The sequence below is a fragment of the Olleya namhaensis genome, from assembly GCF_900114005.1.
In the GTDB taxonomy this organism is placed as follows: domain Bacteria; phylum Bacteroidota; class Bacteroidia; order Flavobacteriales; family Flavobacteriaceae; genus Olleya; species Olleya namhaensis.
Genome location: NZ_FORM01000006.1, coordinates 156814 through 182844, shown reverse-complemented (window position 1 = coordinate 182844; position 26031 = coordinate 156814). Strand labels below are relative to the sequence as shown.

General features: G+C 31.6%; 21 protein-coding genes. 7 read left to right on the top strand and 14 right to left on the bottom strand.

The window, feature by feature from the left end:
- Positions 1-17 precede the first annotated feature (17 nt).
- From BMZ09_RS10950 to deoC, 4 genes are read right to left on the bottom strand one after another with little or no spacing between them, the layout of a single operon-like run.
- The gene (locus BMZ09_RS10950) at positions 18-521 is read right to left on the bottom strand and encodes a GNAT family N-acetyltransferase (protein ID WP_090840483.1); all 504 of its coding nucleotides are present in this window, start codon (positions 519-521) and stop codon (positions 18-20) included.
- A complete protein-coding gene (locus BMZ09_RS10945; RefSeq protein WP_090840480.1) occupies positions 521-1030 on the bottom strand; it encodes a SixA phosphatase family protein in 510 nt (169 codons plus the stop codon). The genes BMZ09_RS10950 and BMZ09_RS10945 overlap by 1 nt, the downstream gene beginning before the upstream one ends.
- 9 nt (positions 1031-1039) lie before the next feature.
- The gene (gene deoD / locus BMZ09_RS10940; protein ID WP_090840476.1) at positions 1040-1738 is read right to left on the bottom strand and encodes a purine-nucleoside phosphorylase; all 699 of its coding nucleotides are present in this window, start codon (positions 1736-1738) and stop codon (positions 1040-1042) included.
- A 35-nt stretch (positions 1739-1773) separates the two neighbouring features.
- Positions 1774-2445: a deoxyribose-phosphate aldolase gene (gene deoC / locus BMZ09_RS10935; protein WP_090840474.1), complete on the bottom strand. Its 672-nt coding sequence runs from the start codon at positions 2443-2445 to the stop codon at positions 1774-1776.
- A 180-nt stretch (positions 2446-2625) separates the two neighbouring features.
- Between deoC and BMZ09_RS10930 the strand changes: the two genes are divergently transcribed.
- The 3 genes from BMZ09_RS10930 to BMZ09_RS10920 all read left to right on the top strand — a co-directional run bounded on the left by BMZ09_RS10930 (position 2626) and on the right by BMZ09_RS10920 (position 5427).
- The gene (locus BMZ09_RS10930; RefSeq protein ID WP_090840472.1) at positions 2626-3243 is read left to right on the top strand and encodes an OmpW/AlkL family protein; all 618 of its coding nucleotides are present in this window, start codon (positions 2626-2628) and stop codon (positions 3241-3243) included.
- 106 nt (positions 3244-3349) lie between these two features.
- The gene (gene mqo, locus BMZ09_RS10925) at positions 3350-4837 is read left to right on the top strand and encodes a malate dehydrogenase (quinone) (RefSeq protein WP_090840470.1); all 1488 of its coding nucleotides are present in this window, start codon (positions 3350-3352) and stop codon (positions 4835-4837) included.
- Positions 4838-5001: 164 nt separating this feature from the next.
- Positions 5002-5427 (top strand): hypothetical protein, encoded by a 426-nt coding sequence (locus BMZ09_RS10920; RefSeq protein ID WP_177183531.1) that lies wholly within the window; start codon positions 5002-5004, stop codon positions 5425-5427.
- Between the two features lie 9 nt (positions 5428-5436).
- Here the strand turns inward: BMZ09_RS10920 and BMZ09_RS10915 are convergent, their stop codons facing one another.
- The 3 genes from BMZ09_RS10915 to clpB all read right to left on the bottom strand — a co-directional run bounded on the left by BMZ09_RS10915 (position 5437) and on the right by clpB (position 10819).
- Positions 5437-5838, bottom strand: coding sequence for a hypothetical protein (locus BMZ09_RS10915; RefSeq protein WP_090840464.1), 402 nt, complete (start codon positions 5836-5838; stop codon positions 5437-5439).
- A gap of 305 nt (positions 5839-6143) precedes the next feature.
- Complete coding sequence (locus tag BMZ09_RS10910) at positions 6144-8060, bottom strand: PEP/pyruvate-binding domain-containing protein (protein WP_143067815.1); 1917 nt, start codon at positions 8058-8060, stop codon at positions 6144-6146.
- Positions 8061-8209: 149 nt separating this feature from the next.
- Positions 8210-10819, bottom strand: a complete 2610-nt coding sequence (gene clpB / locus BMZ09_RS10905; protein ID WP_090840460.1) for an ATP-dependent chaperone ClpB — start codon at positions 10817-10819, stop codon at positions 8210-8212.
- A 266-nt stretch (positions 10820-11085) separates the two neighbouring features.
- Between clpB and ytxJ the strand changes: the two genes are divergently transcribed.
- From ytxJ to BMZ09_RS10890, 3 genes are read left to right on the top strand one after another with little or no spacing between them, the layout of a single operon-like run.
- Entirely contained in the window at positions 11086-11466 is a 381-nt protein-coding gene (gene ytxJ, locus BMZ09_RS10900; protein ID WP_394364789.1) for a bacillithiol system redox-active protein YtxJ, read from the top strand.
- A 3-nt stretch (positions 11467-11469) separates the two neighbouring features.
- Entirely contained in the window at positions 11470-11979 is a 510-nt protein-coding gene (locus BMZ09_RS10895; RefSeq protein ID WP_090840456.1) for a DUF3124 domain-containing protein, read from the top strand.
- A 5-nt stretch (positions 11980-11984) separates the two neighbouring features.
- Entirely contained in the window at positions 11985-12590 is a 606-nt protein-coding gene (locus BMZ09_RS10890; protein WP_090840656.1) for a MarC family protein, read from the top strand.
- A gap of 62 nt (positions 12591-12652) precedes the next feature.
- Here BMZ09_RS10890 and BMZ09_RS10885 read toward each other — a convergent pair whose 3' ends face one another.
- From BMZ09_RS10885 to fahA, 5 genes are all read right to left on the bottom strand, one after another.
- Positions 12653-15052, bottom strand: a complete 2400-nt coding sequence (locus BMZ09_RS10885; protein WP_090840454.1) for a DUF4397 domain-containing protein — start codon at positions 15050-15052, stop codon at positions 12653-12655.
- A 54-nt stretch (positions 15053-15106) separates the two neighbouring features.
- A complete protein-coding gene (locus tag BMZ09_RS10880) occupies positions 15107-17443 on the bottom strand; it encodes a DUF4397 domain-containing protein (RefSeq protein WP_090840452.1) in 2337 nt (778 codons plus the stop codon).
- A 118-nt stretch (positions 17444-17561) separates the two neighbouring features.
- Positions 17562-19937 (bottom strand): hypothetical protein, encoded by a 2376-nt coding sequence (locus tag BMZ09_RS10875; RefSeq protein ID WP_090840450.1) that lies wholly within the window; start codon positions 19935-19937, stop codon positions 17562-17564.
- Between the two features lie 99 nt (positions 19938-20036).
- Positions 20037-21221, bottom strand: coding sequence for a hypothetical protein (locus tag BMZ09_RS10870; protein ID WP_090840448.1), 1185 nt, complete (start codon positions 21219-21221; stop codon positions 20037-20039).
- Positions 21222-21338: 117 nt separating this feature from the next.
- Positions 21339-22631, bottom strand: a complete 1293-nt coding sequence (gene fahA / locus BMZ09_RS10865; RefSeq protein ID WP_090840446.1) for a fumarylacetoacetase — start codon at positions 22629-22631, stop codon at positions 21339-21341.
- A gap of 144 nt (positions 22632-22775) precedes the next feature.
- Between fahA and glyA the strand changes: the two genes are divergently transcribed.
- On the top strand, positions 22776-24050 hold the full coding sequence (gene glyA / locus BMZ09_RS10860) for a serine hydroxymethyltransferase (RefSeq protein WP_090840444.1): 1275 nt from the start codon (positions 22776-22778) through the stop codon (positions 24048-24050).
- Between the two features lie 90 nt (positions 24051-24140).
- Here glyA and BMZ09_RS10855 read toward each other — a convergent pair whose 3' ends face one another.
- Entirely contained in the window at positions 24141-24341 is a 201-nt protein-coding gene (locus tag BMZ09_RS10855) for a YgaP family membrane protein (RefSeq protein WP_177183530.1), read from the bottom strand.
- 97 nt (positions 24342-24438) lie between these two features.
- Positions 24439-25992 carry a hypothetical protein gene (locus BMZ09_RS10850; RefSeq protein WP_090840440.1) on the bottom strand — a complete coding sequence of 518 codons (1554 nt, stop codon included), beginning with the start codon at positions 25990-25992 and terminating at the stop codon, positions 24439-24441.
- Positions 25993-26031: the final 39 nt, after the last annotated feature.

Sequence of the window (26031 nt, the reverse complement as noted above, 5' to 3'; positions counted from 1 at the left end):
AATTGAAGTTAAAGTAATTATAATTGTTTAGTCATTTTATGCATCCCTTTAAAAGGGTCCATAATTAATTCAAAATCCAACGCATAGGAGTCTACAATTTTAAAGCCACATTTTTTATAAAAATTTAAAGCTTGTAATTGTGTATCCATAGCTTCTAACCAGATAGAGGTGGATTGATTTGCTTTTGCGCGGTTTTCTGACAGTTGCATTAATTGTTTTCCTAGACCTAATCCTTGATAATCGTGATCTAGATACAAACGGTGTAATTTGGTTGTTGCCTCTGGTATTTGATGTACCAACCTTAAAATACCAATGGTTATAGTATTGTATTGGATAAAAAAGTAATCGGTGTTTTTAACGTCTAATTCTTTAGTGACGTGCTTAAGGTTGTATTGTGAGTTTATGTACCAATTGCAATCGTTGTTTTTCCAAAGCTGTCTGTAGGCTGGTGGATAAATACGTTGCATTAATTGCAGCAATACTTCATGCTTAGCAACGGTAACAGGACTTAAGTTTAGCATTATTTAAGGTCTATAACTTGATCTGTAATTTTTCCGTTAGTAATGGTTACTATAAACAGTTTGCTATTTATAGCGTCGTCAATATCTTCGTGTTTTTCTTGATTTATTATGGCGTTTACAAATCTTGGTGTTGTATTACTGTGTCCAACAATTAAAACGGATTGCCCTTTGGTTTGTTTTTTAAAATCGTCATAATCTATAGCGTTTGGATTGTATGCAATTACAGGTAATTTTTTGTTTTTTGACGTCGGAAAAGCAGTTCCTAAAGTGCGTTTGTAGTTAGTAGAGTAGATGGCGTCTATCTGTATTTTTTTAAAATAACGTTTCCATTTTCTTGCACGACGTTTTCCTTTTTTAATTAGTTGTGGATTATGGTTTGTGGCATCGCTTCTATCTTTTTCTGCATGTCTAATAAAATAATACGTTGTGGTTGACGTGTTATCATCTTGCTGTGCTTGTGCAGAAAAGGTAAAAAGGAATACTAAAAATAGAAGTAGTAGTTTTTTCATAAGTCAATATTAGGCTAATTCTAAAGCAATGTTTATCATGTCTTTAAAAGTGGTTTCTCGTTCTTTACTAGTCGTTTTTTCTCCTGTAACTAACGAGTCTGAAATAGTACATATCGTTAATGCATTTACATTGTGTTTGGCAGCTACGGTATATAAACCAGCAGTTTCCATCTCTACACAAAGCACACCAAATTTACTCCATTTTTTGTAGGACTCAAAATCATCCGTATAAAACTCGTCAGAGGTAAAAACATTACCTGCTTTAATGGCTATGTTTTTGTTTTTTGCAGCGTCCACCGCTTTTTGAAACAATTCAAAACTAGCAGTAGGTGCATAATCGGCACCTCCAAATCTAAGCGTGTTTATTCCAGAATTTGAGGATGCTGCCATAGCTAAAACAACATCTCTAATCTTGATATGTTCTTGGTAAGAACCAGCACTACCAACACGAATCAGGTTTTTTACACCAAATTGTGTAATTAGCTCATGTGCATAAATAGAAATACTAGGCACGCCCATTCCTGTACCCATTACAGACACGCGTTTACCTTGATACATTCCTGTATAGCCAAGCATGCCTCTAACGTTATTAAAGCAAACAGGATTTTCAAAAAAGGTTTCGGCAATCCATTTAGCACGTAAAGGATCTCCTGGTAACAATATAGTTTCTGCAACATCGCCCTTTTGGGCTCCAATATGTATACTCATAATTATTTTTTAAGGTGAAATGCTTACGCTTGAGATTAATAACTTTTATCTCCCGAAGCTTGGCCGGTTACAATTGCAATTCCGTTAGATGTACCAATACGGTCAACACCAAGATTAATATACTGTAAAGCGGTATCTGTATCTCTAATACCTCCGGAGGCTTTTATTTTTGTGTTACCGTTATTAATGGCGTTTTTCATTAAAGTAATAGCTTCTATAGTTGCACCTCCAGTTCCAAAACCTGTCGACGTTTTTATAAATTCGGCTTTAGCCTGAATTGCTAATGCACTGGCTTTACTAATGTCTAGGTCATTTAAATAGCAAGTTTCTAAAATCACTTTTAATGTGTTGTTAGGCATTACTTTCTTTACAGCGTCAATGTCTTTATAAACAGCATCAAAATCTTCGCTTTTTAAAAGACCTATATTTAAAACCATATCAATCTCATCCGCACCATCTTTTAGGGCTTGTTTAGTTTCTTCAACTTTAGCAATAGTACTCATGGCACCTAAAGGAAAACCAATAACGCTGCAGACTTTGACAGCACTATTTTTTAATTCGGCTTTAGCCAAACTAACATAACAACTATTTACACAAACGGAAAAAAAATCGTGCTCCTTGGCTTCTTGACACAATTTTATAATATCTGTTTTAGTAGCTGTAGCTTTTAATATGGTGTGATCTATGTACTTGCTTAATGGTTTCATCTAAATAAATTAAGATATAAAGTTAATGGTTTTTGATTAAAAGGCAGGGGTTACTTTTAGTAGAATTTTATACTGCAAAAACAACAAAAAAACTTACTTAAACAATGACAAAAGTCAGCTTTTAAGCTTTTAGTCTCCCGTAATTTTGTGGTATAAAACAAACAACAAATCAATTATATTATGAAAAAAATATTTTTAGCAGTCTTAGTAGTCGGTTTATTTGGATTAAACGCGCATGCGCAGGATACAGTATCAAATGACACTGATTTTAATAAATGGCAGGCAAGATTTAGAGTGGCTGGTGTAATACCATCTCCTGGTGATGATCTTGATGGTGCAGATGTGGATATTTCTACGACCGTAGTGCCTGAGTTAGATTTTACATACTTTTTTACTAAGCATTGGGCAGCAGAACTAATTTTAGCAACCACTAAACATGATGTTGAGGTAGGTGAAACAGATTTAGGGTATGTATGGTTATTACCACCAACGTTAAATTTGCAATACCATTTTTACGCAGGAGATTTTAAACCTTATGTTGGAGCAGGTGTAAACTACACTATTTTTTATGGAGAAGATTCAGGAGATGTTGTAGGTATGGATTACGATAATTCTGTTGGTTTTTCTTTCCAAGCAGGGATTGACTACAACTTAAACGATAAATGGTTTATCAATTTTGATATTAAACAATTATTATTAAGTACAGATGTAACGGTTAATACAGGAGATGTTATGTTGCCTGTAGATGTTGATATTAACCCATTAATTATAGGTGTTGGTATTGGTGTTAAGTTATAATAATAGCTTAGGTTAAATTAAAAAGACTACAATTTGTAGTCTTTTTTTTGTTTCAGAATTAATATATCACTGGACTTATTTATATTTAAAGAAAAATTAGGATATAATGAGCAAAGCTAAACTAGATAGTAAACAAGAATACGATTTAATTTGTGTTGGAGGTGGAATTATGAGTGCAACATTGGCACTGATTTCTAAACTGCTAAAACCAGATTTAAAGGTGTTAATTGTGGAGCGTCTTAGTGAGGTGGCTCAAGAGAGTTCTGCAGCTTGGAATAATGCAGGTACGGGACATTCTGCGCTTTGCGAACTTAATTATTGCCCTGAAGAAGACGGTAAAGTAGTCATTGATAAAGCTATTAAAATTTGTCAACAGTTTGAAGAGTCTAAACAGTTTTGGAGCTATTTAGCGACGCATGGCTTAATTGAAGATCCTGATAGTTTTATTGCTTCAGTGCCACACCATAGTTGGGTTTTAGGTAAAGAAAATGCAGATTATTTAGAGCATCGTTTTAATACCATGAAACATCATTTTATGTTTGATACTATCCAATTTACAAAGGATAAGAGTAAAATGAAAGAATGGTTTCCGTTAATTATGAATAACAGAGACGAGGATGAGGTAATGGCTGCTTCTAGAATTGATAGAGGTACAGAGGTTAATTATGGTACATTAACAAAAACATTATTCAATATTTTAGAAACCAAATTTGATACACCTGTATATTGTAATATGGAAGTTAAAGATATTGATCCAAGTCCAGATATTGATTGGACTGTAGAAATAGAAAATCTTGAAACTAACCAAAAACATAATCTAGAATCTAAACATGTTTTTATTGGAGCAGGAGGTGGTAGCTTATTGTTATTGCAAAAAGTAGAAATTGATGAAAAAGAAGGGTATGGTGGTTTTCCAATAAGTGGGGAATGGTTGGTTTGTAAAAACGAAGCCATTATAAAACAACATAACGCTAAGGTATATAGTAAGGCAGGACTTGGCGATCCACCAATGTCTACACCGCATTTAGATACTAGATATATAAACGGAAAACGCGAATTGCTTTTTGGTCCATTTGCAGGTTTTAGTCCTAAGTTTTTAAAAGAAGGTTCTAATTTTGATTTGTTTAAATCGGTTAAATTTGACAATATCTCACCTTTATTAGGTGCTTTTTGGCATAATTTACCTTTAACTAAATATTTGATAGAACAGGTAACTTCCTCTCATGAAGACCGTATGAAAGAGTTACGCAAATTTGTTAAAGATGCTAATAGTGATGACTGGGAAATCTTAGTAGCTGGACAACGTGTTCAGATTATTAAAAAGGACGAATTTGAAGGTGGTGTTTTACAATTTGGTACGGAAGTAGTAAGTAGTAAAGATGGTAGTATTACTTGCTTACTTGGTGCTTCTCCGGGAGCATCTACAGCAACGTCTGTAATGTTACAGGTCTTAGAAAAAGCCTTTCCAGAACTATTAAACTCTGAAGAAGGTAAGACGGTAATGGATAAAATGATTCCTTTTTATAATATTGAGGTTACAGAAGACTTGTTTAAAGCACAATTAAAAAAGAGTGCAGTAGCTTTAAAATTGTAAGTAAAAAATAAAATAGAAATTTGATAGTTTTTAAAACATATAAAATTCAAATTGTACTTCTTTTTCTTTTAACACTTGGGTGTTCTAAAACTATATCAGAAAAAAGGGTTGCGATATTTGAGGATATACTTGGAGAGAGACAAGTAGCATCTCTTAATGCACTTGTGTTAGATTTTGAAAATAATTTAACTAAAATGTATCCTGATTTATCTGTTGATATTGCTTATAAAAAGTATTTGATTGATTTACTTTCTATTCAAATTGAGGACCCTAAAAAGTTTGAATTTCAGTCAAATAAAACAAATAAAGAATTCCATGAAAGTGGTTTATGGGATGAAGTTTATCGCTACAGTAACTTATCAGAATCTAAAGATTCAACTAAAATATTAGAAGCTAATAACATTGGGAAGTACATGAAAGCACTTTATAAAATAAAAGGTGATGATAGTTTTATTACTAATTATTGGAATAGAAGAGAGGCTGCCGGTTTAATGCCTAATGAATTAGCTGTTCTTGGTCTTATAAATCTGAGATCAGATTATACTGATTATTTTCATAGACGTATTCTAGTTTTAGAATTTAGCTTTTAATCAATCCATTTATAAAATTTCAGACTTTTTCTCGTCTTCTTGTTTTATAATTTTAGACGTCCAAAGTATGGTATCGCTTAAATTTTCGAAAAGCTCAAACGGTTTGTTATGAAATTTGTTTTCAAACCTGGAAGTTTCACGCATTTTTTCGTCAGTACTAATAACCGCAAAAGCAACTAAATTTGAAATTTCTTTTGCTGCATTATAAACTAAAGGATTAATAGTATAAGAGGCGACACGGTTGGAAATAAAAGCAAAATTTTTATTCTTGAAATGTTTTTCTATTATTTCAACAAATAACTCTGTTTCATCATCACTGATAAAAGCACCTTCTTTGACCTGTTTAATTAGAAAGTCATCAAAAACATAAATTTCGGCATTACCTATATCGTAATAATGGAATATTCCCATGTTGTTTTATGGTTTTGGTTGATAGTTCAATGTTTTCAAGGTAGTAATAAAAAAGGGACTTTTAAAATTTAAAATTAAATTTTGGAATTAATAAAGGGCTTTATTTGTTTAAATTTAGTGTAGCTATTTGATATGCAATTAGCTATAGTAAGCTTTAGTTTTAGTGATTTTTAATAGTCTTTATAAATACCCGTTTTATCTCTAAAAAGGCAGTGCATAGGCTTAATATAGCTTAAAAGTCTAGTTGTTAGCCATTAGAGTTAGGGAAGTAGTCGTTATAACTTGGCATTACCATAATTTGTTACTTAATCGTTAAAATATCTTACCTGCTTTATATATAATTCTCTATCCGCTCCATCTAGTTTAAATTCTATATCCAAACCAAACTCTAAGTACTTCTGTTTGGATTTATACACGTTATAGTAATAGTGTTTTTTGATTTTTTCTAATTGTTCGGAGAGTGTAATTATTTCGGCTTCAGTCATTACTAATTTACCATTGTTAAGGTTAGAGTGTGATATGATTTCGACAATACGTTTTTCGTTATATAATTTAGAAGACGATCCAGAATAGCAAATAATTTGGTCGCAGGTCACACCATCTTCAGGTTGAACAACACTAGCTTCTCCAACTTGGACATTAATAACGGTTCCTAGGTAGTTTTTTCGATATAAATTTTTGGTAATAGCAACACCATTGGCTTTCTCGTTAGGGAAGGAGCGGTGCACTAAAATACCCATTGCAATGCTATTTTGGTCAATATTGAAGTAGTCTCGTTCTAAAAAGGCACGCTCATACCATAGGCTTGACCATACTTTTCTGATTGCTTTTTCAATAGATTTTTTCTTGCTACCAACAATACCTGTTTTAGAGTCGTATAATCCTGCTCCCGAAAACCCAACAATATCTTCTGCATTTGTCGAGCTTCTAAATCGTAAGCGTGTCTCGTCTCCTAAACTTTTAATTTTGGCTTCGACATTAGATATTAATTCAGGATCTAAAGGTGTCTTTTTTATTAGTTTCTGAATTGTTTTTAGTTGCTCTGTTAGTTTATTAGCATCTTGATTGATTTTGTAATCATAAATCATTTGCTTGACTAAGCTGTCTGCTCCAGACGTTTTTAGATGTGCTTCATAATAGTAAAACGGAATAGCAAATGCCGATTCCGGAATTTTAAAGGCTTCTTTTTTAGCTAAATCATATAACACACCAAAGTTAGCAGCTTTGCCACCAACGGTGTTTATTGAGTTTTGATTTAAATTGTCTGCATTAATTAAGGTTTTTATCGCTGTGTTTTTTTCTAGAAACAACGTCGATTTTTTCTGTTTTTTAGTTTTTCTTTCAAACAATTCTTTAGAGATTGGTTTGATGTAAAAGGTGTCTAAAGCCACTTCAAAAGAAACATATTGATTGTTGAAGCTTTTTAAAATATCAGATTGCATGGCTTTAGTATAAGCTGCGATTGGAATTTGTCTGTTTTTTCCTAATACAGAAATGTGACTTAATGGTGTTTGCAAAATAGTGGTTATAACGCCAGCAGTAATAGGTAATTCTAGGATAGGTTGATTTATAACAATTATATCATGTTTAGAAATATTGTTTTGTTTTAACGAATCAACAGCAACAAATTTTAAGCAGCCATAACTTTTTTGAGTACTTACCGCTTGATATGTTTGGTCGCCATATAAATTGGAAGCAGATATTGTGGGAATGTCTAAAACAGCTTCTAGTTGTTCTAATCTTGCAGTATTTAGAAAGAAATTAAAGGTTTTGAAATATGTTGCTTTTTTGATGGCTTCGTAAAATGTTTTAATGTCTGCAATTTGCATATCATCAATAGGAGAAAGCTCAAGGTTGTAGGTGTTGTTAGCTAAATAATGATTTATGTTTCCCAATAAAAAGCGTTTGTTTTTATGCTGCGCTTTGTAGTTAGAATTATTAAATTCTCTTAAAGTTTCTGGGATCTCTAAATACCCTTTACAAAAATGGTAGTGGTATTTGTAGTTTTTACTGTTGATAAAATAGAGTTGTTGTTCTTTAATATCAAAAACGACTTTTAAAGCATCAATATTCCCATATTTATTAGTATTTGGAGATGTTTTTAAGGCATTAAAATCCGTTTCCGAAGTTAATACACGTTTAAACTTAGTCTGAGATAAAACAAATGTTGAGGTTAATATAAAAAGAACGACGAGATGATTTTTTAGTTGGGATGTGATCAAGCTAAGTGGTTTTTTATTAGAGTAATACAATATAGAACAAAAAAAAGCAACACGCCACTTTTGTAAAGTATTGTGTTGCTTTTCAACTAACCAACCATAATTAAAACGTGCTCTTTCACGCTTTATTTTACGTTAACAGAACTTTGTGATTACAGTTCTTCTGTTACTAAATCGCCTTGATTTCTAAAGACTAATTCGCCATCAAAAGCATCTAGTAAAATAATACTATCTGTTGTTACTTTTCCTGATAAGATTTCTTTACTTAATTGGTTAAGTACGTCTTTCTGAATGACACGTTTTACAGGTCTTGCTCCATATTCTGGATTATAACCTTTGTCTGCTAAGTAGGTAATAGCTTCTGGTGTTGCATCAAAAGTAATCCCTTGTTTTGCAATCATTTTAGAAATACCTTTTAGCTGTAATCCAACAATTTCTGTAATATTATCTTGTGTTAAAGGTGTAAACATAATAATGTCATCAATCCTATTTATAAACTCAGGTCTTACCGTTTGTTTTAATAAGGCTAAAACATCCACTTTAGCACCTTCAATAGCCGTCTCTACATCTTTTACAGCATCAAAACGCTCTTGTATTAATTGACTTCCCATATTGGATGTCATGATGATGATGGTGTTTTTAAAATCTGCAATACGACCTTTGTTATCTGTTAAATGCCCTTCGTCTAACACTTGTAATAAGATGTTAAACGTGTCTGGATGTGCTTTTTCAATTTCGTCTAAAAGCACTACAGAATAAGGTTTACGTCTAACTGCTTCGGTTAATTGTCCACCTTCATCGTAACCAACATATCCTGGAGGAGCACCAACTAATCTGCTTACCGCATGACGCTCTTGGTACTCGCTCATATCTATTCTGGTCATTGCGCTTTCATCATCAAACAGATATTCTGCTAACGCTTTGGCTAATTCCGTTTTACCCACACCAGTTGTTCCTAAAAACAGGAATGTTCCGATTGGTTTTTCTGGATTTTGTAATCCTGCACGACTACGTCTTACAGCATCACTAACCGCTACAATAGCTTCTTCTTGACCAACCACACGCTTGTGTAATTCTGCTTCAAGGTTTAAAAGTTTTTCGCGATCGCCTTGCAACATTTTGGTAACAGGAATGCCTGTCCATTTAGCAACGACTTCTGCTATATCCTCATAAGTAACTTCTTCTTTGATTAAAGAATTTTCAGATTGGTTATCAGCTAAATCTTTCTGTAATTTTTCTAGTGCTTCTTGAGCTTCTTTAATCTTACCATAGCGTAACTCGGCAACCTTACCGTAATCTCCATCGCGTTCTGCTTTTTCAGCTTCAAGCTTAAAGTTTTCAATGTCTTGCTTTCTGTTTTGTATGTTGTCTACAACTTCTTTTTCGCTAATCCATTTAGCATTCATTTCGTTGCGTTCTTCTTTTAAGTTTGCTAAGTCAGCACGTAATGTTTTTAATTTACTTTCGTCCTTTTCTCGCTTAATAGCTTCTATTTCAATCTCTAATTGCATCACTTTTCTATCCAGAACATCTAACTCTTCTGGTTTAGAGTTGATTTCCATACGCATTTTAGCAGCAGCTTCATCCATTAAGTCAATTGCTTTATCCGGAAGAAATCTGTTGGTAATATAGCGTTGAGATAACTCTACAGCACCAATAATAGCATCATCTTTTATGCGTACTTTATGGTGTGCTTCGTACTTTTCTTTAATTCCTCTTAAAATTGAAATCGCACTTTCTGTATCAGGCTCATTAACCATTACTTTTTGGAAACGACGCTCTAAAGCTTTGTCTTTTTCAAAATACTTTTGGTACTCGTCTAAAGTTGTTGCTCCAATAGCACGTAATTCTCCACGCGCTAAAGCAGGTTTTAAAATGTTTGCAGCATCCATTGCACCTTGTCCGCCACCAGCACCAACAAGCGTATGGATTTCGTCAATAAATAGTACAATATCTCCTTCGCTATCTGTTACTTCTTTGATAACCGCTTTTAGACGTTCTTCAAATTCTCCTTTAAATTTAGCACCTGCAATAAGTGCTCCCATGTCTAGCGCAAATATTTGCTTATCCACTAGGTTTTCTGGGACGTCACCATCTACAATTCTGTGTGCTAAACCTTCCGCAATAGCGGTTTTACCAGTTCCAGGTTCTCCAACTAAGATTGGGTTGTTTTTAGTACGACGAGATAAAATTTGAAGGATTCTTCTAATTTCTTCGTCACGACCAATAACAGGATCTAGTTTTCCGTCTCTGGCTAATTTGTTTAAATTTTTAGCGTATTTATTAAGGGAGTTGTAGGTCTCCTCTTGGCTTTGTGAGGTTACACGATCTCCTTTTCTTAATTCGTCTATTGCTGCTTTTAAACCTTTTTCTGTTACGCCTTGGTCTTTTAGCATTTGTGCTATTTTGCTTTTTGATTTAAAGACCGCTAAAATAAAGTGCTCTATAGATACGTAATCGTCATTCATTGCTTTTGCAATAATAGACGCTTCGTTTAATGTTTTACTGGCTTCACGAGAGAGTATTAAATCTGCTCCTGTAACTTTAGGAAAACTTTCTAGTTGCTTATCTAATGCTAATTCTAATACATTAAGATTGACATTCAGTTTTTTTAAGATGAATGGTAGTACGTTTTCATCAACCTCAAAAATGGCTTTAAAAAAGTGTTCATTTTCTATTTGTTGATGGCCATAACTTTGCGCAATCTGCTGAGCGCGTTGTATGGCTTCTTGCGATTTGATTGTATAATTATCTGGGTTCATATAGTCTATTTATTTGTAGTTCCGCCTAAGCGAAAACTTATGTTTATAATTGTTTACAAGAGCAGTATTTCAATTACCTTACCAATTGCAATTGCAAGACAAAATGTCGCTTAATGACTGTTTTAGACTGACTTTTAGTCAGTTGTGCTTTGTTTTTAATTTCTATGTAAGTTAATTAAAACGTTTCGACATATTCAATGATATGTATCATAAAAATGATATTTTTGTTTAACTTATAGCAGTTATTTTGCTAAAAAGAAATTATTATGTTTGGAAAATTATTTGGGGGTTCTAAAGAGCCAAAAGAAAAGAAAATACTTCCTTGGAAAAATTTAACGACGGTTAGTCAGTTAGATGAAATTGCTAAATTATCTTTAGGAAAAACACAGGTTATATTTAAGCACTCTACAAGATGTGGCATTAGCAGCATGGTTATGAATCAGTTTGTTGCCGCATTTGATTTGGATATTAATTTAGATTTATATTATTTAGATTTATTAAGTTATCGAGACGTCTCAAATGAAGCTGGTTTTAAGTTTCAGGTAATGCACCAATCGCCACAGTTATTGGTGATAAAAAATGGAGTAGTGATTGCACATGCAAGTCATGGCGCTATAAATGAAATTGATTTATTTAAATTTGTTTAAATTATGAAATACGTATTACTATTTATTATTGTATTAACCGCTTTTAGTTGCGATACTAAACCTGAAGAGGTCTACGTGGCATCCAATAATTGGAAAGCTATGCAATGGAATAAACCATTAACGGACTCGTTATTAGTTTCGGGATCAACTTATTTGTCTGTTTATTCTCAAATTTATAGTGTTACGGAACACAAAACACATAATTTAACTGCTACGGTAAGCTTAAGGAATATTAATAAAAAAGATACTATTTTTATAAAAGAAGCTGATTTTTACAATACTAGTGGTGATTTAATTAAAGCCTATTTTACAGAGACTATTTATGTCAAGCCAATGCAGACTATAGAAATTGTAATAAACGAAAGGGATATTGAAGGTGGTACAGGTGCTAATTTTGTATTTGATTGGATTGCCTCTAAAGATGTTAAACCGCCTTATTTTGAAGCCGTACAGATATCTACATCAGGACAACAAGGCTTATCTTTTACTACTACAGGTGTTGAAATAGAGTAATGTTTATGAAAGAAATTTTAACGACTTTTTTGTTTTTAGTTGCAGTTATTGATCCTTTGGGGTCTATACCTGTGTATTTGGAAGCTACCAAAAATTTTGATAAAAAATATAAAAAACGAATTGCTATTAGAGCCAGTTTTGTTGCTTTTTTAGTGCTGTTATTTTTTATAGTTATAGGGCAGTTAATTTTAGAAGGAATGAATGTTACGTTAGATGCGTTTCAGATTTCTGGAGGCGTGATATTGTTTTTGTTTGCATTAACTATGATTTTTGGGGAGGGTAAGCCCGAAACAGAAAAACATGGTATTAAAGATTATAAACACGTTACTATTTTTCCTGTAGCTATTCCGTCTATAGCATCACCAGGCGCTATTATGGCGGTTGTATTGTTAACAGATAATCATATTTACAACATACAGCAACAGTTGTTAACCACAGTATTAGTTCTTGTAGTAATTGGGTTAACAAGCTTATTATTACTGGCAGCTAATAAGGTTCAAGAACGGATTGGGGAATATGGTATTACCGTAATTAGTAAAATTATGGGATTAATTTTAGCTTCCTATGCTGTACAAAGTATTTTAAGCGGATTAAAAGACTTTTTTGCTTAACACACAAAAAAACTCCCAAAGTAATTTGGGAGTTTTTTTATGATAGGTCCTTGGTATAATTACTATAACTCTATAATCTTATAAATCAAATCACCATCCAGGCTAATTCCTTGGATAATTAGTTTCACATGTTCATCTATTGGTTTTTTTATCTTAAGAATGTTAGTAGTATTTGGATTTAATGTGAAGTTTGGAACCCAGTCAATAGTGCCATAAATATTTTCTGATGTTTTATTAGGGTAAAATAACTCAGTGTCTGTGATTTTTTCTTTTTGCATTTCAAATCCAGAAATTGTTTTGTAGGTTTTAGAGATGTATTTTTTGCCATAAATAGATTTTCCTTTTCTGGTTATTAAATTTAATACGCCACTCTCATTAGTAATACCACCACCTAAACCACTAGGGTTAATAGAAATTAATTCAAAATTGGAAACTGGTTGATTTGGGTCTAATAGACCATTTGTTTGACCTACGTTAATACCATTAAGATTTATTCTAATTAGGGATGGAGATAAATCCATTCCGCTTCTCCTGATGTTATAAACATATACATTTGATCCGCTAGTTTTTACTCTAACACCGCTTACTTTAGTTAATAAATATTGTGCCAGAGTTTGATGGTCTTTTTCAGGGTCAATTAAATAGTCTCTGGTTAGTCCAGCGTTTATTGCCAAATAAGGGTTTTTCTTTTTAATTGCCTTTATTTTTCTATCTCTTATGGCTCTTACATCCTCTAATATAACTTCATCTAAATGTTCAACATTTTTTGATATTGGAAAATAGATGTCTAAATTGGTTGTTCGATTAGTTAGTGTTTTTGTTGTTATACTATTTTTATTAGCCGTAATGCTTTTGTTTTTTAATATTTTATTAGCTTGATAGTCACTATTAAGACTGTAGATATAAAATCGCGCTTCTTCTGATTTACCGTTTTTATTCATCAATAATAGGTTGTATTCTGAAGGATGGGTTAAATATAATTTTTCGAATTTAAAAGTATTATCTGCATTTAACTTAGTGCTTGTAAACAGCTCATTAGTGCCAGCTGCTAGAGTAACTTGAAAGTTTTTTGGTTCTTTTACTACTTTATTTAATTTACCAATTAACTTAAGCCCGTATTCCTTTGTAAATGGTAGCTTTTGTTTGGTTTTGTATTGATATACAAAACTATTACTAGGATGCAGTTGTTGAAAGTATAGATCGTTACTTTCTTCTGTATTAAAACCGGACTCTTGGTGAAGTAGCGTATTAGTAATTTTTGATTTGTAATCAATAGCTTTACTATCTTCATGTAAAACACTTATACTAATGTTAGTCGCTTTGTTGACATTAGCAAGACTTAAATCTAAGGTAATGGAGTCTTTGTCTTGATTGATAATAGAAGTTAGTATATCGCCTTGTTTTGTGTCTTTATTATAAAATGATCGTTCTGTTATTAATTTATTTTGGCTATCAAATACAGTTACAGTATTAAGTCCATTAAATAAATCTGTTTTCAAAAAGTTTAAATTATAGGTTAATATGCTTTCAGATAGATTAAATGGTGCTGTAGCGTTTACAATTCCCTTTTGATGCAGTACTGCATAAGTAAATTTATTGTCCGTATTTGCCAATGTTTTGGCATTGGTTTTTAATTTGAAATTAACAGTATTGTCTTGTTTAGTATTTGTTTTAGTAAGTATAAAACCTGTAGGATTGGCAGAAGGGAGTTCTATTTTTTGTGTTTTGCCATCAATATTAAAAACAGCAATAAAATTGGAATTGTAATTAAAAGTTGATTTTGCAGACGTACTATTTCTATTTTCAATTTTAGCAACTTCTTGTCCCGTATTAATATCTATTATTTTCCCTGTTATTTGTGCTTGATCATCACTTTTAATATTAAAAAAGATAGTGTTTTCGACGTCTTCTAGAAGGGATCCGCTTTCGGGAAAAAAGGTAATACTATCTTCGTTTATGTCTTCTCTTTGGTTTTGATGATCTTCTATTTCTTCATTTTCCAAAATAGTGGTCTCGGTTTTCGAGTCTTTTAGATTGTGAATTTGAATTGTGAAATTTGAACCTTCCTTGAAGTTTTTATTCCATTGTGTGTCTAGCTGTATGGTATATTCACCAGACTCAAGGTCCTTTGGTAAAGCAATAGATCCAGACGAGACGCCATTTTCTGTATAAAACAACTTGCTAAGGATTAATTGGTTGTTAAAATCATAAATATTGACATGAAGATTTTTAGTGTCTAAGTTTGGTTTATTGTTTGCTTCGTTGACCACATAGGCTTTAAAAAAGACGCGTTCTTCCGTAAAGTACAAGCTTTTGTTAGTGTGTAAATAAAAATTTTCAATATTGTAATTATGAAAAAAAGGGTTGTTTTCGATAGTGTTTAATGGACTTTCTTTTACGACGCTTTGACTATATAAAGCATTAGAAATAATAAAAAGAATAACGAAGAAGGGATATCTCATGTTTAATTGGTTTTGGTTATATAAATGAACTGTTTTTTAATTATAGCTTAAATATTACAATTGAATAATCTTATAAATCAAATCACCATCAAGGCTAATTCCTTGGATAATTAGTTTTACATGTTCATCTATTGGTTTTTTTATCTTAAGAATGTTAGTGGTATTTGGATTTAACGTGAAGTCTGGAATCCAGTCAATAGTACTATATTCTTTTTCGGTTTGTTTTATGGGATAGAATAAGTTACTGTCATTTAGTGTTGTTGCGTTAAAATTAAATCCAGTATTTGTTTTGTGCTGTTTCACGTCAGAGTTTTTAATTTTTAACTTAGAATAATCTTTTCTGCTAATTAAATTGACATTTCCACTAAAAGTACCTTGGTATCCAAGTTCAGAAATCTTTACAGTTATTAATTCGAAACTATTTACACTTTGATTGGCTAGAGAGAAACCTCTTGATTGGCTGATAGGGCTACCATCTAAGGTTATTTTGGCAAGTTCTGATTTTCTTTGAAGATATACATATGTTTCTCCATTAAAGTATTTAATATCTAATCCAGGGAGTTTTCTTAGGTAGCTTTCTAAACTCTCATGATTTTTGTTAATATCAATTAAATAGTAGTTTGAAAACCCTTTGTTTAATGCTATTATAGGGTTTTCTTTTAGTATTTTTTTTATTTTTTCTTCTTTTATTTTTTCTATATTATCAAGAACAACTTCATCTAAAATTTCAATATTTTTTTGCTGCGGTAATTCAGTGTTTTTATAGACTATATTTTCCTGTAACACCTTGTTTTTAGATGCTTTTAATTTTTTAGGTTTAATTATGGTACTGTCTGCATTGTAATTTATAAATGTGTTATACACATAAAAATCGGCTTTAATTATTTTATTCTCTTTATCTAATAATGTAAGCGAATATTCAGAAGGATGCGCAAAGTAAACATTTTTAAATTCAAAAGTTTTATCACTATTTAAGGCACGTGATAATAGTATATTGTTTTTAGGAGATACTAATATAACTTTATAGTCTTTAGGTTTTTTTATATTACTATTTAGTGTCCCTTTAATTATTAACCCTTTTTCATTTTCAAATAGTAATGGCTTGTTTTTTATTTTTTTATAAGAAAAACTGCTGGTTTGATTGTCTTTTAAAGCAGTATATTCTTTGTTAATCGTGTTTTGTATTTTTGATTTGTAATCAATAGCTTTACTATCTTCATGTAAAACACTTATACTAATGTTAGTCGCTTTGTTGACATTAATAAGACTTAAATCTAAGGTAATGGAATCTTTGTTTTGATTAATAATAGAGGTAAGTATATCACCTTGTGTTTTGTCTTTGTTATAAAATGATCGTTCTGTTATTAATTTATTTTGGCTATCAAATACAGATACAGTATTAAGTCCATTAAATAAATCTGTTTTCAAAAAGTTTAAATTATAGGTTAATATGCTTTCAGATAGATTAAATGGTGCTGTAGCGTTTACAATTCCTTTTTGATGTAGTACTGCATAAGTAAATTTATTGTCTGTATTTGCCAATGTTTTGGCATTGGTTTTTAATTTGAAATTAACAGTATTGTCTTGTTTAGTATTTGTTTTAGTAAGTATAAATCCTGTAGGATTGGCAGAAGGGAGTTCTATTTTTTGTGTTTTACCATCAATATTAAAAACAGCAATAAAATTGGAATTGTAGTTAAAAGTTGATTTTGCAGACGTACTATTTCTGTTTTCAATTTTAGCAACTTCTTGTTCCGTATTAATATCTATTATTTTCCCTGTTATTTGTGCTTGATCATCACTTTTAATATTAAAAAAGATAGTGTTTTCGATGTCTTCTAGAAGGGATCCGCTTTCAGGAAAAAAGGTAATACTATCTTCGTTTATGTCTTCACTTTGGTTTTGATGATCTTCTGTTTCTTCGTTTTCCAAAAACGAGGTCATGGTTTTCGAGTCTTTTAGATTGTGAATTTGAATTGTAAAATTTGAGCCTTCTTTGAAGTTTTTATTCCATTGTGTGTCTAGCTGTATGGTATATTCACCAGACTCAAGGTCCTTGGGTAAAGCAATAGATCCAGACGAGACGCCATTTTCTGTATAAAACAACTTGCTAAGGATTAATTGGTTGTTAAAAGCATAAATATTGACATGAAGATTTTTAGTGTCTAAGTTTGGTTTATTGTTTGCTTCGTTGACCACATAGGCTTTAAAAAAGACGCGTTCTTCAGTAAAATACAAGCTTTTGTTAGTGTGTAAATAAAAATTTTCAATATTGTAATTATGAAAAAAAGGGTTGTTTTCGATAGTGTTTAATGGACTTTCTTTTACGGCGCTTTGACTGTATAAAGCATTAGAAATAATAAAAAGAATAACAACGAAGGGATATTTCATGTTTGGTTTGGCTTTGGTTGAAAATATTTTATCAATCTTTATGCCAAAAAGCAATGGTGATTTATGTTTTTTAACATAATTACCATTTTAAATACTATTGTAATCGGTTTTTGTTGTGTTATTCTAATGGTACTTTTAACTCAATAACTTTATAAATTAACTCTCCATCAAGGCTAACACCGTTAATTATTAGTTTTACATGTTCTCCCAGTGGTTTTTTTATTTTAATTGTATTTGTAGTACTTGGGTTTAATGTTAAATCAGGAATCCAATCTATAGTGCTAAAGGCATATTCAGATGATTTGCTGGGGTAAAACAAATTACTATCACTTAGTGTTTCTTGGTTTAGATTATAACCGTTTGTTGTTTTGTAATTTTTTGATACATAACTATTACTAGTAATTGATTTTCCTTTTCTGGTCACTAAATTTATTACCCCATTTTGATGCACTATCCCGTTTCCAAGTCCTGATAGATTAACAGATATTAATTCAAAATCTGTTACTGGTCTATGTGGGTTTTGTAACCCTCCTGCTTTTTGAGTAATAAAATTACCATCTATGACAATAGAAATATAATTTCTCTGTTTAAAATTACCTCCTGGTCTTGCGTTTAGTACTCTTATAAGGGAAGTGTCATTTACTACACGTATGCCTGTAATTGTTCTTAGGTATTGTTCTAATGTTTGAAAATCTTTATCGGGATCTATCAAATAGTCACGAGATAAGCCTGCATTTATAGCTAAATACAGATTTTCTTTTTTTATCTGCTTTATTCTTTTTTCATTCCTTTTCTGAACATCTTCTAAAACAACTTCATCCAATTGTTCTACATTTTTAGATATAAATTTGGGTACTTCTAATTCTGATTGTGTGTATGTTTTTTTTGTGATTTTTGGTTTGATAAAATCACTTCTAAAGCTAATTGGGTTTTGCAATGTGTTAAAAGCTACGTAATCTGTATTTATATTATAAATATAGAAACGAGATTCTTGCGATTTACCATTTTTGTTAAGCAATAACAAAGTAAACTCAGAAGGGTGTGTTAAATATAATTTCTCGAATTTAAATTTTTTGTCAGCTTTTAAGTCTGTAGTTGTAAAAATCTCATTGGTGCTAGAGGTAAGGGCTACTTGATAGCTTGTAGGTTCTTTTACAGGAGCATTTAAACTTCCAATTAACTTAATACCATATTCTTTGCTAAATGCTAGCTGTTTATCTTTTGATTTATAAACAAAACTATTTTCTAGAGTTTGTTGTTGAAAATACAGATCTGTGCTTTCTGATGTATTAAAATTTGTGTCTTGGTAAAGTAAGGTGTTAGTTATAGAAGTATTATAATTAATAACCTCGCTATCTTCATGCAAGACACTAATACTAATGTTAGTTGCTTTATTTATATTAATAAGGTTTAAATCTAATGTGGTGGAATCCTGACTTTGCGAAATTACTTTGGCTAAAATATCAACTTTCTTTTTGTCTTTGTAAAAAAAAGAACGCTCTATTAGTAGTTTATTTTGATTATCAAATACTGAGATTGTATTTAATCCAGGAAATAAATCAGATTTTAAAATGTTGAAATTATAGTTTAATATATTTTCAGTTAGATTAAAAGATGCTTTAGTTTTTAAAACCCCTTTTTTATGATGTACTGCATATATAAATTTTTGTTTTTTAATAGTTTCACGATTGGTGCTTAATTGAAAGTTTATAACGTCATCTTTTTCTGATTTAGTTTTATAAAGTGTAAAACCAGTTTTATTTGCTTTAGGTATCGTAATTTTTTCTTTTTTACCGTCAACGTTAATTATAGCGGTAAATTCTGAATCGTAAAAAAATGTGCTTTTAGCATAATTACTATTAATAGGAAATATTTTAGCTACTCGTCGACCTGTTTTTGTTTCTACTATACGACCAATAGGGGCTTTAACATTATCGTTTTTGACTTTAAAATAAATAACATTTTCGTTGTTTTCTATTAATGATCCACTTTCAGGATAAAATGTAATAGGCTCTTCAGTCGTTTCAATATCTGTGGTTACTGTAGTGCTAAAATCAGTTTGATCTATATTTTTTACTAATATTAAAAAATTGGATCCTGATTTAAAATTTCTGTTCCATTGCGTATCTAGTTGTATTGTATATTGTCCCGACTTTAGATGTGCTGGTAATTTAATGGAGCCATTAGTCTTACCTTCTTCAACATGAAACAATTGGCTAGAGACTAATTTGTTTTCATTATTGTACAGATTAACATGAAGGTTTTTTGTGTCCATATTAGGTGTGTTGTCAACTTCGTTAACGACATAAGCTTTAAAAAAGATATTTTCTCCAGTAAAATAAACATCTTTATTAGTGTGTAGATAAAAATTTTCTACGTTATAATTATGAAAAAAACCACTATTAGTAATTTGTTCTACTAGATTACTATTATTTACTTGACAAAAAGAGAATGTGCTAATTAACAATGTAATAAGTAGGATGGTATAACGCATATTTGGATAATATTAGAGTTAAATTTAGTCTAATAAATTGATTACACAAAAAAACTCCCAAGGTAATTTGGGAGTTTTTTTATGATATTTAATTAAGGTTTAGCCTCTAAAACTATAGCTGTTTATTATATCTTTTAGTTTATATTTTAAATCCTCTCCTGTATCATAAACCATTTGTTCGTTATTAGGAAAAGGAATCTGTCTGTTTCTTAGTAACTGTAAATCGCCATTATTTAGAGCCCTTTGATCACCACGTACAGTTCCAAAAGTGTTTTCAAAAATAAATTCACTGTCAATATTAAAATTATCTAATATTTGATTTTGCTTTAAATCTGTATAAACAACTCTAGCGATAACTTGAGTTGATTTTAACTGATTTACTTCAAAAAACCTAGCTTTAATATTAACAATTTTATCTTGAGTAATATCATTTCCTAAACTATCTTTTGCTACATTTCCATTAGTATCTAAAACATATTCCCAACCATCTACAATATCTTTTTGACGTAATAATTGTCTTTCGGTAATATGTTCTGGAGATATATTAATACGTTGTAGTTGCAATTGCATCGCATAATCGTAGTCTATATTTGTATCAGAACTTGCGTGATATGCAGTCCAGAACTGATCCAATCCATAAGTGTCAAAATTTAATAAATCAGACTCTAAACGTTGTGGTATAATCTGACGGGTTTGATTTTCAATAGTTACCAATACAAAATCAGTTCCTTTAAAATGGGCATCATCCATTAAAGACCTAACGTCTCTATAATTTGGATTAATAGCTTCTATTGTATTTAATAAGCTATAAGCCTCACGGTAGTCGTATTTGCTACTACTAGATTGCAGTAAGCTTGTAGCTTGACCATATTTATATTCTGATACTTTAGCTCTGTATTTTACAATTTGGCTACTGTAATCATTAAAATCTAAGGTTATTGTTTTTCCTCCAATTTGTAATGGTAACACGCGTTTAATAGCGGTTTGACGAGACTCTAAATCTAAATACGTGTTGTAAATAGTTTCAAAAAGTTCTGGGTTACCATCCTTAGTTAAATGATTTAAATTACTGTGGTCATCTGCAACAACTTTATAATATGCATCCTGAAGCATTAAAATATAGCTTTGTTTGCGTTTTTTGTCCTTGTTGTTTTCTAACTTTTTTAAAGCATTACTAATAGCTAAATCGTAATTACCAGAGTGTAATTGCTTTTCGATTTGCTTTCTTCCAACACAAGATGTTAGTACTAGAAGAAGTACTGTAATAAGAGTAAAATTTTTCATCTTTTGGGATTTTATTGGTTTCTATTTTAAGTAGTATTCAATAGCTGTGCCAAACCCCAAAAAGAAACCCTTAAATTTAATAATTTAAGGGTTAATTGTTTGATATGTAGTGTTTTGTTATTTCTGTTTTTTAGGTTGGAAAACGGGAAGTAATTTTGTAGATACTTCACCAAAACCAATTCTAGTACCATCTTTTTCGCAGTAACCTCTCATAATAACAGTATCGTTATCATTAATAAATTTACGCTCTGTACCATCATTAAGTTTAACAGGTTTTTCACCTCTCCAAGATAACTCTAACATAGATCCGTAACTATCTGGTGTTGGACCAGAGATAGTTCCACTTCCCATCATGTCTCCAGAGTTTATTGGGCAACCATTTACGGTGTGATGCGCTAATTGTTGCGACATACTCCAGTACATGTGCTTAAAGTTAGATTTACTAACTACGGTTTCTTTAGCTTTTTCTGGTTGTATAGCAACTTCTAAATTAATATCGTAACTCTTTTTGCCAGACTGTTGTAAGTAAGGTAATTGTTTTTTTAATGGCTTAGGACTACTTGTTTTAAAGGGTTGTAAAGCATCTAAAGTGACAATCCAAGGCGAAATTGAAGACGCAAAGTTTTTAGCTAAAAACGGTCCTAGTGGCACATACTCCCACTTCTGGATATCTCTAGCAGACCAGTCATTAAATAACACTAATCCAAAGATGTATTCTTCAGCTTCATCCACAGGAATAGGTTCTCCTAAATCATTAGCATCAGTAGTAATAAAACCCATTTCTAATTCAAAATCAATTAGTTTACTAGGTCCAAAAACAGGTTCTGTTGCTCCTGCAGGTAACGTTTGACCTTGTGGTCTGTGTACAGGTATTCCTGATGGGATTATTGAGCTACTTCTACCATGATATCCAACAGGTATATGTAACCAATTTGGTAATAAAGCATTGTCAGGATCTCTAAACATAGTCCCTACATTAGTAGCGTGTTCTATACTTGAGTAAAAATCTGTATAATCACCAATTTGCACAGGTAATTGCATTTCTATTTCATCTAATCTAAATAAAACAATCTCTTTATGCTTTAAATTATTAGTTAATGCATCATTTTCAGCATCAAAAATTTCGGCAATTCTATTTCTTACTAAACGCCATGTTTTGCGTCCATCCGCAATAAAATCGTTTAGTGTGTCTTGTAAAAATATGTCTTCTGTTAAAGGGATACCTTCAAAATATCCTAATTGGTGTAACGCACCTAGGTCAATTGCTGTATCACCAATACGTGTTCCGATAGTAATAATGTCATCTCTTGTTAAGAAAACACCAAACGGAATATTTTGAATTGGGAAGTCAGAATTTTTATCGACGTGTAACCATGATTTTCTGTCTGGATTATTAGCTGATAATGGCATATATATAATTGTTGATTTGTTGTTTATAAATTCTAAGTAAATATATGTTTTTTGAATTATTTACAATGGTTATTTCTTATTTTTGATAAATATTTAACTCTAAAACATTTTTCGCTTAAGCGGAAATAACAAAAAGACATAACTATGCAACGCGACGAACAGATTTTTGAATTGATTCAAGCCGAAAAAGAACGCCAACTAAATGGTATAGAACTAATTGCCTCAGAAAACTTTGTCAGTGACCAAGTAATGGAAGCAGCAGGATCTGTATTAACCAACAAATATGCAGAAGGATACCCTGGGAAGCGTTATTATGGTGGATGTGAGATTGTTGACGAGGTAGAGCAGATAGCAATTGATAGAGCAAAAGCTTTATTTGGTGCAGAATATGCTAACGTGCAACCACACTCAGGAAGTCAAGCAAATACAGCTGTTTATCATGCAGTATTACAACCAGGAGATAAAATTTTAGGATTCGATTTATCTCATGGTGGGCATTTAACACATGGTTCTCCAGTAAATTTTTCTGGAAAATTATACAATCCGGTATTTTATGGTGTAGAAGAAGCTACAGGTGTTTTAAACTATGATAAGATTCAAGAAATTGCAACTAAAGAACAGCCTAAATTAATTATTGCAGGTGCCTCTGCATATTCTAGAGACATAGATTTTAAACGTTTTAGAGTAATAGCAGATAGTGTTGGAGCTTTGCTATTGGCAGATATATCACATCCTGCAGGTTTAATTGCAAAAGGTATTTTAAACGATCCATTACCACATTGTCACATTGTAACTACTACGACGCACAAAACATTACGTGGACCAAGAGGAGGGATGATATTAATGGGTAAAGATTTTGATAACCCATTTGGATTAAAACTTAAAAACGGAAACTTAAAAAAGATGTCTTCACTTTTAGATTCTGGAGTCTTTCCAGGAAACCAAGGTGGACCATTAGAGCATATTATTGCTGCTAAAGCAATTGCTTTTGGAGAAGCGCTAACAGAGCCGTTTATGCATTATATGTTGCAGGTTAAGAAAAATGCATCTGCTATGGCAGAGGCTTTTGTAAAACGTGGATACAAAATTATTTCTGGAGGTACAGATAACCACATGATGTTAATTGACTTACGTAACAAAAACATTACAGGTAAAGATGCTGAAAAAGCATTAGTAAAAGCAGACATTACAGTAAACAAAAATATGGTGCCATTTGACGATAAATCTCCATTTGTAACATCAGGAATTAGAGTTGGTACTGCTGCAATTACAACCAGAGGTTTAAAAGAAAACGAAATGGAAGCTATCGTAGAGCTAATTGATCAAGTAATCATGAATCATGAAAACGAAGATTTATTAGACGAAATCGCAATTAAAGTTAATGCAATGATGAGTGAGTTACCATTGTTTGTAGCTTAGTCTATTATAAAATTATTTTTCGCTTTCGCGGAAAAAAAGCCAGCTGAAAAGCTGGCTTTTTTTATGTAAAATTAGATGTTAATCAAACTATTATAAATAATCGTCAGAATCATAAGTTGAAATGTTAGTCGATTTGTAAAATGGACAAAAAGCTGTAACACTAGCAAATAAAAACATGGCTGAAATTAGTATAATAATAAAAGCTATGGGACCATCAAATTCTCCTACATATAATATCGCTACAAGCAATAAAACCACAATAAAACGGACTAGTCTATCAAAATTGCTCATATTTCTTTTTATTTTTATCATGACTAAATAATTGAGGGTTGTTATTTAATTCAAAACTAAAAGAAAAAGCTAGTGCTATTTTATTCTTTCGTTCAATCTAAAAGATGATATGTTGAAATGCACCTAAGTCCGGACTAGTGGTTCTGCTAACGCCTAAAATATCATTTGGGACTTGACTAGAAAAAGTAGTATTACCTTGACCATTAGCAGCTGAGTCTTCACCAATTTTTAAATTGTTTTCCAAAGGATTTTCAAAATCAGGAGCTTCGTTAAAAATCATGTTTTCGTAATGTGTTGCATTATCAAAATCATAATTAGGGCTAGAAAAGAAATTGCTAGAATCTTGAAAACGTAATAGACAATTAGTAAATTTAAAATTAAAAACTACTGCAGCATCTTCAATTTGGTCAATTAATAACTCAGGGTTATCATTACCATATATTATACAATTACTAAAATTAGCTTCGGTTAAATCTGCAACAAACGCAGTGTTTTCAGCATCAGCTACAAAGTTGTTAATTAGCAGCGCCGGGAATTGTCTAAAACTACTGTTCCAATAATTTGCAATAGTAGAGTGGGTGACGTTGTATTTTCCACCAAAAGTAGCTCCAAAACTAGCTTGTCCAGCATTATTTAAGACGATGTTATCTGCTGTAATCGACGTGTTACGACCTAGAATACCAAACGTACTGATATTATATATTTGCGAATTTGTAATGGTTAATTTATCTGTTACCGCATCTGCATTACCATCGGATAATACACCAACTGTGGCATTTTTAATAGTCGCATGATTAATAGTATTATTTTGACTGCCTTCAAATAACCAAATGGTTCCCCATTGTCCAGGGACATCACTAAATAATGGTTCTAATCGATCACCTTCAAAAACAACTTCGTTTTCTAGTAATTCAGGATCAGTACTTAAAGCACCATTTACGTTTAAAGTAGCACCTTCTGAGACCAATAAACCTGAGTTAGCATGAAAATGAATTCGTGCTCCCGCATCTATAGTTAGTGTTTCTCCTGCAGGTACCGCAGCATAACCGTAAATGACATAAGGTTTTTCGTTAGTAAAGTTTAATTCTTCAGGTAGTAACTCGCGACCTTGTATTTCTGTAGCGGTTGGTGTACCGTCAATAGTTAAGGTTAAGGTTTCAATAATACCTGTTGTGTTATTTTTATCAGGATAAATAAAGTTAGCATCTTTAACTAAGGTTACTAAATCTACATCCTGTAGATTGTCTCCAGAATCAAATATTATTTTATCTGTATAAACAAACTCGTTATTAGTAAGTGGTGTTGTATCTGTGTTATAAGTTGTTTCAATAAAAATAAACAGACTGTCTTTAGCTAATAGTTGTACGTCTGTAAAGCTTTTGCCTGCTTGACCATCTACATTTAGTCGGTACCCAGAGTTTTCTCCGTTTTGTAATTGTAGAGTAGGTATTGAGATGTCATCATTACTAGTATTGTAGACCTTTAGATTATAAGTGCTTGAACCTATATTTGCAAAAATAGTATCTAAATAAATCGTGTCTTTAGAGAATTCTAAACCTCCAGAACTCGCCTGGAATTCAAAATCCTTTCGGCAAGAACTTACCATTAAGATAAACCCAATACAGCAGATAAAATATAGCGTACGCTTCATAAAATGTAATTGTAACTTTGATTGACTAAAATATAACTT

Bases quoted from the DNA above. Each gene is read 5' to 3' on its own strand.
- BMZ09_RS10950 (WP_090840483.1), bottom strand. From the start codon at position 521: ATGCTAAACTTAAGTCCTGTTACCGTTGCTAAGCATGAAGTATTGCTG.
- BMZ09_RS10945 (WP_090840480.1), bottom strand. From the start codon at position 1,030: ATGAAAAAACTACTACTTCTATTTTTAGTATTCCTTTTTACCTTTTCT.
- deoD (WP_090840476.1), bottom strand. From the start codon at position 1,738: ATGAGTATACATATTGGAGCCCAAAAGGGCGATGTTGCAGAAACTATA.
- deoC (WP_090840474.1), bottom strand. From the start codon at position 2,445: ATGAAACCATTAAGCAAGTACATAGATCACACCATATTAAAAGCTACA.
- BMZ09_RS10930 (WP_090840472.1), top strand. From the start codon at position 2,626: ATGAAAAAAATATTTTTAGCAGTCTTAGTAGTCGGTTTATTTGGATTA.
- mqo (WP_090840470.1), top strand. From the start codon at position 3,350: ATGAGCAAAGCTAAACTAGATAGTAAACAAGAATACGATTTAATTTGT.
- BMZ09_RS10915 (WP_090840464.1), bottom strand. From the start codon at position 5,838: ATGGGAATATTCCATTATTACGATATAGGTAATGCCGAAATTTATGTT.
- clpB (WP_090840460.1), bottom strand. From the start codon at position 10,819: ATGAACCCAGATAATTATACAATCAAATCGCAAGAAGCCATACAACGC.
- ytxJ (WP_394364789.1), top strand. From the start codon at position 11,086: ATGTTTGGAAAATTATTTGGGGGTTCTAAAGAGCCAAAAGAAAAGAAA.
- BMZ09_RS10895 (WP_090840456.1), top strand. From the start codon at position 11,470: ATGAAATACGTATTACTATTTATTATTGTATTAACCGCTTTTAGTTGC.
- BMZ09_RS10890 (WP_090840656.1), top strand. From the start codon at position 11,985: ATGAAAGAAATTTTAACGACTTTTTTGTTTTTAGTTGCAGTTATTGAT.
- BMZ09_RS10885 (WP_090840454.1), bottom strand. From the start codon at position 15,052: ATGAGATATCCCTTCTTCGTTATTCTTTTTATTATTTCTAATGCTTTA.
- BMZ09_RS10880 (WP_090840452.1), bottom strand. From the start codon at position 17,443: ATGAAATATCCCTTCGTTGTTATTCTTTTTATTATTTCTAATGCTTTA.
- BMZ09_RS10875 (WP_090840450.1), bottom strand. From the start codon at position 19,937: ATGCGTTATACCATCCTACTTATTACATTGTTAATTAGCACATTCTCT.
- BMZ09_RS10870 (WP_090840448.1), bottom strand. From the start codon at position 21,221: ATGAAAAATTTTACTCTTATTACAGTACTTCTTCTAGTACTAACATCT.
- fahA (WP_090840446.1), bottom strand. From the start codon at position 22,631: ATGCCATTATCAGCTAATAATCCAGACAGAAAATCATGGTTACACGTC.
- glyA (WP_090840444.1), top strand. From the start codon at position 22,776: ATGCAACGCGACGAACAGATTTTTGAATTGATTCAAGCCGAAAAAGAA.
- BMZ09_RS10855 (WP_177183530.1), bottom strand. From the start codon at position 24,341: ATGAGCAATTTTGATAGACTAGTCCGTTTTATTGTGGTTTTATTGCTT.
- BMZ09_RS10850 (WP_090840440.1), bottom strand. From the start codon at position 25,992: ATGAAGCGTACGCTATATTTTATCTGCTGTATTGGGTTTATCTTAATG.